Genomic DNA, 9,009 nt, shown 5'->3' on the forward strand with positions numbered 1-9,009 from the left:
ACTAGTTGTCCCCTCTGCCTTGGAAAGTTCCGAGGCAGACGCTGCATCCGTCTTCTGCTGGCCCGCTTCCTGTGCTTCCTTAGCCTGCCGTTTGGCAAGTGCTGCAGCTTTTGCCTTCGCTGCCGCTTCCCGCTTTAATTGTTCAAGATCCTTTTCTCCGCTCATGCTATGTCACCTTCTTCCCAGTCTTCGCTTCATAACGAATCTTTTCCTTTAATTTATTGATTCCATAAATTAAAGCTGCCGGGTTTGGAGGACACCCAGGAATATAGACATCAACAGGTACAATTTGGTCAACACCTTTTACAACGGAATAGGATTTCACATACGGACCGCCTGCTGTTGCACAGGAACCCATCGCAATTACCCATTTCGGTTCCGGCATCTGGTCATATAGCCTGCGCAGTAACGGAGCCATTTTTTTCGTAACAGTTCCAGAGACAATCATACAGTCCGACTGGCGAGGGGATGGTCGGAAGAACGATCCAAATCGGTCCAAGTCATAGTGCGAGGCACCAACACCCATCATTTCAATGGCACAGCAAGCCAGACCAAATGTAACCGGGTAAATCGAACTACTCCTGGCCCAGCCCTTCACTTGCTCCAGTGTTGTCAAAAATACATTTCTCTTTAACTCTTCCATTTCGCCAGGTAAAATGGCTTCTACATTTAAATCCATCGAAGCACCTTCTTTTTCCAAGCATATACTAAGCCAATCAATAACATCATCACAAAAATAACCATTTCAGTTAATGCAAAAATCCCCAGCCGGTCATAGGCGACTGCCCACGGATATAAAAGAACCGTTTCTACATCAAAAATCACAAACATTAGGGCAAAAATATAATAGCGGACATTGAACTGTACACGGGAATCGTGAAACGGTTCAACACCGCTCTCATATGTGGTTTGCTTCGCTTCGCTCGGTTTATACGGGCGCAGGAGCTTACCTAAATATAATGCCACAACTGGCAGCAATACCCCGAGACATAGGAACACAAAAACGATCAGGTAATTATTCTGATATACATTTAAAAGTTCCATGTCGATCCCCTCCATTGTTGTAAATTTTGAAATTAATAAAAAATTGTAATCGAATTCATTATAGCATTGTTATAAACCTATGTCGACAAGCCTTTCCCGTAAAAATGGTATACATGACAAACTTAAGCAATATTGTTAATAGGCATTAGCCTTTGGTAGCCTTCCCTACCATCATATTCTTCATAAATGGATTCATTCGGTTTTTAACAAAACTAGTCCTAACTTACTGATCACAGATCTCTTTTCAAAGACCATATTTCCCGTAAAATACAAAAACCCCTCCGATTTATCGGAGAGGCTTTTAAATATCTTAAAATTTTCCTTCTGCTATCGTGATTCGATTCATTGCGCGCTTTAACGCAATCTCCGCGCGTTTGAAATCGATGTGCTCTTGATGCTGCTGATTCAGGCGCTGCTCAGCACGCTCTTTTGCTCTTTGGGCACGTTCGACATCAATATCGGATGCTCTTTCAGCTGCCTGTGCCAACACGGTCACTTTATCTGGACGAACTTCTAAGAATCCGCCGCTGACCGCAATCACTTCATCCGTTTTACCATTCTTCTTCAGACGGACAGAAGTAATTTCAAGCGGGGCAACCAACGGAATATGGCCAGGCAAAATTCCCAGTTCTCCGCCTTTGCCTCTTGTACTCACCATTTCTACATCTGATTCATACACCGGACCATCGGGAGTAACAACACTGACTTTAATCGTCTTCATTTTTTACCCTCCTGGTGCCGCTTAAACTTCTACACCCATGCGTTTTGCGGCCTCAACCACTTCTTCAATGCGGCCGACAAGACGGAATGCATCTTCTGGAAGATGGTCGTATTTTCCTTCAAGGATTTCTTTAAATCCGCGAACTGTTTCTTTAACTGGTACGTATGAACCAGGCTGACCAGTGAACTGCTCAGCCACGTGGAAGTTTTGTGATAAGAAGAATTGGATACGGCGCGCACGGTGTACGACCAACTTATCCTCATCAGAAAGTTCGTCCATACCGAGGATCGCGATAATATCCTGTAATTCACGATAACGCTGCAATGTTTGCTGCACTTGACGGGCAACATTGTAATGCTCTTCGCCAACAATCTCAGGCGCCAATGCGCGTGATGTTGATGCAAGCGGGTCCACCGCAGGGTAGATCCCCATCTCGGAAAGCTTACGCTCAAGGTTCGTCGTTGCATCCAAGTGTGCGAAGGTTGTCGCCGGAGCCGGGTCTGTGTAGTCGTCGGCCGGTACGTAAATCGCTTGAATCGATGTAACAGAACCTTTATTTGTAGACGTAATCCGTTCTTGCAATTTACCCATTTCTGTTGCTAGTGTCGGCTGATAACCTACTGCAGATGGCATACGTCCTAATAAGGCGGAAACCTCAGAACCTGCCTGAGTGAAACGGAAGATGTTATCGATGAAGAACAACACGTCTTGTCCTTGCTCATCACGGAAATATTCAGCCATTGTCAAACCAGTCAGGGCAACGCGCATACGGGCACCTGGCGGCTCATTCATTTGTCCGAATACCATCGCTGTTTTCTTAATAACGCCGGAATCCGTCATTTCCCAGTAAAGGTCATTCCCTTCACGAGTACGTTCACCAACCCCTGCGAATACGGAAATACCACCGTGCTCTTGAGCGATGTTATGGATCAATTCTTGGATTAATACCGTTTTACCTACACCGGCACCACCGAATAGACCGATCTTTCCACCCTTGATATATGGAGCAAGCAAGTCTACTACTTTAATACCAGTTTCTAAAATTTCTACTTGTGTTGATAGTTCATCAAATTTAGGCGCATCACGGTGAATTGGATCCCGACGCTCGCTAGCCGGAATCTCTTCTTTCAAGTCAATGACATCGCCTAAAACGTTAAATACACGCCCAAGTGTCGGATCCCCAACAGGTACCGAAATCGGTGCACCAGTGTCCACTACTTCCAAACCGCGCATTAAACCATCTGTAGAAGACATCGCAATCGTCCGAACTGTATCATCACCTAAATGAAGGGCTACTTCAAGCGTTAAGTTGATATCAACTTCTGATTCATTCCGCGCTTTATAGTTAATTTTTAATGCGTTATAGATCTCTGGCAGATGACCGTTATCAAACTTAACGTCAACAACCGGACCCATAATCTGAACAACGCGTCCTGTGTTCATTATTTTCCCTCCTAACTTACTCGTTTGAAACTAACCAAGCCCCGGGGCTTTTGTAAAAGAATAATTTCAGCTAAGTTAAAGCAATTGATGCTATTCTAACGCTGCCGCACCGCCGACAATTTCGGTGATTTCCTGTGTAATCGCCGCCTGGCGGGCACGGTTGTACATAAGCGTATAATTTCGAATTAATTCTTTCGCATTATCGGTTGCATTTCTCATCGCCGTCATCCGGGCTGCGTGTTCACTTGCTTTACTGTCCAACAACGCGCCGTAAATCAGACTTTCTGCATATTGCGGCAGGAGGACTTCTAAAATTTCCTCTGCAGACGGCTCAAATTCGTAGGAAGTCAATTTTGAAGTAGTCGCAATTTCCGATAATGGAAGCAGCTTCTTCTCTGTTACAGCTTGAGAAATAGCACTAATATAATGGCTGTAATAGATATAGATCTCATCAAACGTTCCATCCGAAAACATACCGACCGTACTGCTCGCCATATTTTTGATATCCGCGAAAGAAGGCTGATCGTTAACTCCAACATACTCTAAAGCGACATTATACCCTCGCTTGGCGAAAAAATCGCGGGCAACGCGACCTATCGCAATAATCGCAAACTCATCATTGGATTGATGACGCTTCTTGATCTCTTGCTGGACGCGGCGGATGACGTTGCTGTTATAAGCACCAGCCAATCCGCGGTCTGATGTGATGACAATATAACCAGTCTTCTTTACAGGGCGAGCTTTCAGCATCGGATGGGAACTGCCTTTGGTGGCAGCGGCAATAGAAGCCGTTACCTCCTGGATTTTCTCCATATATGGAACAAATGACTTGGCATTAACAACCGCACGGTTCCATTTTGCAGCAGACGTCATCTCCATTGCTTTGGTAATTTGACTCGTCTTTTTTGTGGAATTGATCCGAGTTTTGATATCACGTAATGATGCCATTGATTCTCACCACCCTCTTTCAAAGAATGTAAGACCGGCATCTCCCGATAAGAAACGAGAGTGCCCGTACCTTACTAAAGCTTGTCAGAATAACATAAAGTATGAACCTTAACCCATGAAAGGCGGGGTTCTCTTTATGTCAGACCTTATTCGGAAGCTGAAAACGTCTTTTTAAATTCGTTAATGGCAGACGCCATGTCTTCATCCGAAGGAAGATCCTTCGTGGTGGTAATATGGTCTAAAATTTCTTTGCGATTGTGATCTAACCAAGTAAGGAATTCTGCTTCAAAACGGCGAATATCCTGTAATGGAATATCATCAAGGAAACCGCGTGTTAACGCATAAAGTATCGCAACTTGCTTTTCTACTGGAAGCGGCTTGTGAAGGTCTTGTTTCAACACTTCAACGGTACGGGCACCGCGGGCAAGCTTCGCTTGTGTTGCTTTATCCAAGTCGGAACCGAATTGGGCAAATGCTTCCAATTCACGGTAAGATGCTAAGTCAAGACGCAATGTACCGGAAACTTTTTTCATTGCCTTGATTTGTGCAGAGCCGCCTACACGGGATACGGAAAGACCTGCGTTGATCGCTGGACGAACACCAGAGAAGAAGAGGTCTGATTGTAAGAAAATTTGTCCATCGGTGATGGAAATAACGTTTGTTGGAATATAAGCAGAAACGTCGCCTGCCTGTGTTTCAATAAACGGTAAAGCAGTAATCGAGCCTGCACCAAGGTCATCGCTCAATTTCGCAGCACGTTCAAGTAAGCGAGAATGCAGATAGAATACATCCCCTGGATACGCTTCACGACCTGGAGGACGGCGAAGCAATAGGGAAAGCTCACGATAAGCAGCCGCTTGTTTGGATAAGTCATCGTAAATAACTAATACGTGTTTACCGGCATACATAAATTCTTCCGCCATGGTAACACCCGTATATGGTGCCAAGAATAATAGCGGTGCAGGCTGGGAAGCAGATGCCGTTACAACGATTGTATATTCTAATGCTCCATACTTGCGAAGTGTTTCAACTGCATTTCGAACCGTTGATTCTTTTTGGCCAATCGCCACATAAATACAAATCATGTTTTGACCTTTTTGGTTCAGAATTGTATCGATGGCAACAGATGTTTTACCTGTTTGACGGTCACCGATAATTAATTCCCGTTGGCCGCGTCCGATCGGTACAAGCGCGTCGATTGCTTTGATACCGGTTTGCAGCGGCTCATGAACAGATTTCCGAGACATAACGCCTGGAGCAATGACTTCTACCGGGCGAGTTTTTGTTGTATGAATTGGACCCATTCCGTCTACAGGTTGTCCCAATGGGTTCACAACACGTCCGATCAGTTCCTCACCTACCGGTACCTCCATGATGCGTCCTGTGCGGCGGACCTCATCGCCCTCACGGATATCGGTGAAAGGTCCAAGGATGACGATCCCGACGTTATTTTCTTCAAGGTTTTGTGCCATTCCCATAACGCCGTTTGAGAATTCGACAAGTTCTCCGGCCATGCAGTTGTCAAGGCCATGAACACGTGCGATACCGTCACCGACAGAGATAACTGTACCGACATCAGTCACTTGAATTTCTGCCTGATAGTTTTCAATTTGCTTCTTTATCAGTGCACTGATTTCTTCAGCTTTGATACTCATGAGTTTCACCCCTAGTCTTTCAAATCTTAAGTTAACAATGTACGTTCTAAACGGTTCAACTTGCCTCGTAATGAACCATCATATATACGGTTTCCGATGCGGAGCATAATGCCTCCAAGGAGATCGGAATCTACAATATTTTCAATGTTCAGTGATTTTTTGCCTACTTTTTCGGCAAATACGGCAGAAATGGCTTCACGTTCGCTGTCTGTCAGCGGGCGGACGCTGTAGACTTTCGCGTCGGCAATTCCCATTTCTTCATTAGCCAGTTCAATAAATTGGCCTGCAACTTCGACGATTTCGCTTTCCCGATGACGGTCAACAAGGAGCAACAGTGTATTCAACACATATACATTAACTGACGCAAAAGCTTGTCTTAAAAGATCTTTCTTCTGATCAATTGTAAGTTTGGAAGATTTCAAAACAGCTTTCAGATCATGATTGTATTGTAAAACTTCTCTGACGACTCGAAGTTCTTCTTCTACTTCATTAAGAATCTGCTGTTCCTTGGCAATTTGAAACAGGGCGGAAGCATAGCGTTTCGCTACGATAGAGTTGCTCATCGCCGTTCTCCTGCCTCTTGTATATACTCACTGATCAATTTATCTTGGTCAGCCTGGGTCAATTCTTTTTCAATCACTTTCGAGGCGATTAATACAGAAAGCTGTGCTACTTGTTCGCGAATAGCAGCAACCGCTTTTTCTTTTTGCTGGTCAATTTCCATTTTCGCCGCTTCTTTGATCCGCTCAGCCTCAGAACGGGCCGCATTAACGATTTCTTCCCGTTGAATTTCGCCTTGCTTTTTCGCGTTTTCAATTAAGTTTTGTGCTTCACTGCGAGCTTCTTTTAAAAGATTTCTTTGTTCTTCTAATAATTTTTTTGCTTCTGCATGACTTACTTCTGCAGCGTTAATTTCATTTGCAATATGGTCTTCCCTTTGTTTCATGATGCCCATTAACGGACCCCATGCTACTTTTTTCAGAATCGCTAGTAAAATGATAAATATGATTAACTGGTATAAGATATCTCCAGTATTTATATGGGCACCGCCTTCGGCTGCACCCAAGACGAGATTGTTCAAAAACACCCTGGGTTCACTCCTTTCAAGAGTCTATTTAACACTAACAAAAAACAGACATAAATGAATGGCGAAGGTTTTCTTGACATCCACTTCGCCATTTGGAGCCTTTCAATTTTAGCGGTTTAAAACCATGAAAGCGACAACGACACCGATAATCGGCAGTGCTTCTACTAGACCAATTCCGATAAACATGTAAGTTTGTAGTAATCCGCGTGCTTCTGGCTGACGGGCAATACCTTCAACTGTACGACCTACAACAAGACCGTTACCGATACCTGCACCTACTGCTGCTAATCCTGCTGCAATTGCTGCTGCTATAAGATTCATTTTTAAGTTCCTCCTTAAAATGTAAGAAATTATTTTTATATTTTGTGCTCAAAAAATGAACAGGAAATCTTAATGATCATGACTTACTTTGTGCGATAGATAAACCATTGTCAGCATAGTGAAAATATAGGCTTGAACCGAGCCGACAAAGATTGAAAAACCTTGCCAAATGAAAGTTAACGGCGCTGCTGCAATAAAACCAACAACATTGACTTTCGCTAAGCCGCCTACTAAAAGAGATAGGAGCAATTCACCAGCGAAAATGTTACCGTAAAGCCGCAGACCAAGCGTTAATGTATTGGCGAATTCCTCAATAATCTTAATTGGAAACAATAAGGTAAACGGGCTGACGAATCCTTTTCCGTATTCCTTGGCTCCCTTTAATTTAACACCATAATAATGTGTAAGCCCCATAATCGTTACAGCCAATGTCATCGTAACCACCGGGTCAGCAGTCGGGGATCTCCACCATTCGTTTCCATTAATGGTGATCAAAAAAGGAAGACCAAGCATATTTGACACGAAAATATACATGATTAGTGTGATCCCGAGGATGTGGAATCTTCCTCCATCCTTCCAGTCCATCGTGCTGTTGATAATTCCTTTAACAAAATCCATTACCCATTCCAGGAAGTTTTGCATTCCGGTTGGTTTCATCGCCAATTTCCGAGTGGAAACGATCGCGATAATGAGAACTATGATACTGGCAACTGTAATCATTAGGATATTTGTTAAATTAAAATAAAGGCCCAGGAATTTGACTTGTTGAGCTCCTTCCACATTAACTCACCTCACTTCCTATTTTTTTTTGAACAAAAAAGGGCATGAATTAGATAATCTATCATAATGACAATATAATTTGTCATTAGTCCCATTACAACATAAATTATTGCAAAATAGTGCGGCCATTTTATGGATATAAGAATTGGGATGGCTGCCATCGATAATCTGGACAAAGATCCGAATGATCGAACCTTTTTTCCGTTTGTGATGGATTTATCAAACTTTTTCATTTTTAAAAACAGCATCATTAAAATAATAAGACTAAATGATGTCCCAAGAATCAATCCTAAAAAGGCTCTATGATATGAAGTGAACCCCCATCCTAAAACATAAACAGCCAACAGATAAAACATCCATTTACAAGCCCGCTTGTACATTTCTTGAAATTCTGGCATATTTAATTAATCTCCTGAAAAATGGTCACGGATTGTTCGTATCGTAGAATACGTTCCTGATGCTACCCCTAGTAACAGTCCGACTATTAAGAAAATTGGCTCTGTCCCCCATTGATGATCTGCCCATCTGCCAGCAAAAATACCGACAAGAATGGAACCTGCTAATTGGGAAACGATTAAGGATGCTAAAGCCATGGCTTTAAATGGGTGGCGGTTTTTTTTCACGGTAAATCATCCTCACTATCAGAGAATGAGCAGCGGACTAGAAGTTATTCCAGGAAAGATGAAAAAGCATTTTATTGTCAAATGAAAATTTAATGAAAACCTTATCATCCATATCCTTTGTTAGCATACAATAGGCACCATCTAATGTCAATGACTTTTGTGCGAATTATGCTACTATCAAATTCTTAATTTCTCTACGTTTTTAATGTACCATTTCACAATCTAATTGTATTGCAAAACTCGACTATTTTTTGTCCAATTTGTGAACATTTTGTGAAATTTAGATGAGAAATTTCATGAGAATCTCATTTTAAGAGAAAAGCCCCCACATGCATCTCACTGTCCACCTGAGGCGGACAATTGTCCACGGATGGTGTCAGGGGGCTG

General features: G+C 42.9%; 12 protein-coding genes. All 12 read right to left on the reverse strand.

Features of this window, described 5'->3' with window-relative positions:
- Nucleotides 1-166: 166 nt before the first annotated feature.
- Nucleotides 167-679, reverse strand: coding sequence for a NuoB/complex I 20 kDa subunit family protein (locus BFU02S_RS12830; protein ID WP_066371316.1), 513 nt, complete (start codon nt 677-679; stop codon nt 167-169).
- Nucleotides 670-1,044 (reverse strand): NADH-quinone oxidoreductase subunit A, encoded by a 375-nt coding sequence (locus BFU02S_RS12835; RefSeq protein WP_066371318.1) that lies wholly within the window; start codon nt 1,042-1,044, stop codon nt 670-672. The genes BFU02S_RS12830 and BFU02S_RS12835 overlap by 10 nt, the downstream gene beginning before the upstream one ends.
- Nucleotides 1,045-1,354: 310 nt before the next feature.
- Nucleotides 1,355-1,765 carry a F0F1 ATP synthase subunit epsilon gene (locus BFU02S_RS12840; RefSeq protein WP_066371320.1) on the reverse strand — a complete coding sequence of 137 codons (411 nt, stop codon included), beginning with the start codon at nt 1,763-1,765 and terminating at the stop codon, nt 1,355-1,357.
- Between the two features lie 21 nt (nt 1,766-1,786).
- On the reverse strand, nt 1,787-3,208 hold the full coding sequence (gene atpD / locus BFU02S_RS12845; RefSeq protein WP_066371323.1) for a F0F1 ATP synthase subunit beta: 1,422 nt from the start codon (nt 3,206-3,208) through the stop codon (nt 1,787-1,789).
- Between the two features lie 90 nt (nt 3,209-3,298).
- Entirely contained in the window at nt 3,299-4,156 is an 858-nt protein-coding gene (atpG, locus tag BFU02S_RS12850) for an ATP synthase F1 subunit gamma (RefSeq protein WP_066371324.1), read from the reverse strand.
- 146 nt (nt 4,157-4,302) lie between these two features.
- Nucleotides 4,303-5,811 (reverse strand): F0F1 ATP synthase subunit alpha, encoded by a 1,509-nt coding sequence (atpA, locus tag BFU02S_RS12855; RefSeq protein ID WP_066371327.1) that lies wholly within the window; start codon nt 5,809-5,811, stop codon nt 4,303-4,305.
- A 26-nt stretch (nt 5,812-5,837) separates the two neighbouring features.
- Nucleotides 5,838-6,374, reverse strand: a complete 537-nt coding sequence (locus tag BFU02S_RS12860; RefSeq protein WP_066371328.1) for a F0F1 ATP synthase subunit delta — start codon at nt 6,372-6,374, stop codon at nt 5,838-5,840.
- Nucleotides 6,371-6,898 (reverse strand): F0F1 ATP synthase subunit B, encoded by a 528-nt coding sequence (gene atpF, locus BFU02S_RS12865; protein ID WP_066371329.1) that lies wholly within the window; start codon nt 6,896-6,898, stop codon nt 6,371-6,373. Before atpF ends, BFU02S_RS12860 begins: the two co-directional genes overlap by 4 nt.
- A 108-nt stretch (nt 6,899-7,006) precedes the next feature.
- On the reverse strand, nt 7,007-7,219 hold the full coding sequence (gene atpE, locus BFU02S_RS12870; protein WP_066371331.1) for a F0F1 ATP synthase subunit C: 213 nt from the start codon (nt 7,217-7,219) through the stop codon (nt 7,007-7,009).
- A gap of 69 nt (nt 7,220-7,288) precedes the next feature.
- A complete protein-coding gene (atpB, locus tag BFU02S_RS12875; RefSeq protein WP_066371332.1) occupies nt 7,289-7,999 on the reverse strand; it encodes a F0F1 ATP synthase subunit A in 711 nt (236 codons plus the stop codon).
- Nucleotides 8,000-8,010: 11 nt separating this feature from the next.
- Nucleotides 8,011-8,397: an ATP synthase subunit I gene (locus tag BFU02S_RS12880; protein WP_066371336.1), complete on the reverse strand. Its 387-nt coding sequence runs from the start codon at nt 8,395-8,397 to the stop codon at nt 8,011-8,013.
- A gap of 6 nt (nt 8,398-8,403) precedes the next feature.
- Entirely contained in the window at nt 8,404-8,592 is a 189-nt protein-coding gene (locus BFU02S_RS12885; RefSeq protein WP_066371337.1) for an AtpZ/AtpI family protein, read from the reverse strand.
- Nucleotides 8,593-9,009: the final 417 nt, after the last annotated feature.

It is taken from the genome of Neobacillus fumarioli NBRC 102428 (genome assembly GCF_001591485.1).
In the GTDB taxonomy this organism is placed as follows: Bacteria; Bacillota; Bacilli; order Bacillales; family Cytobacillaceae; genus Neobacillus; species Neobacillus fumarioli.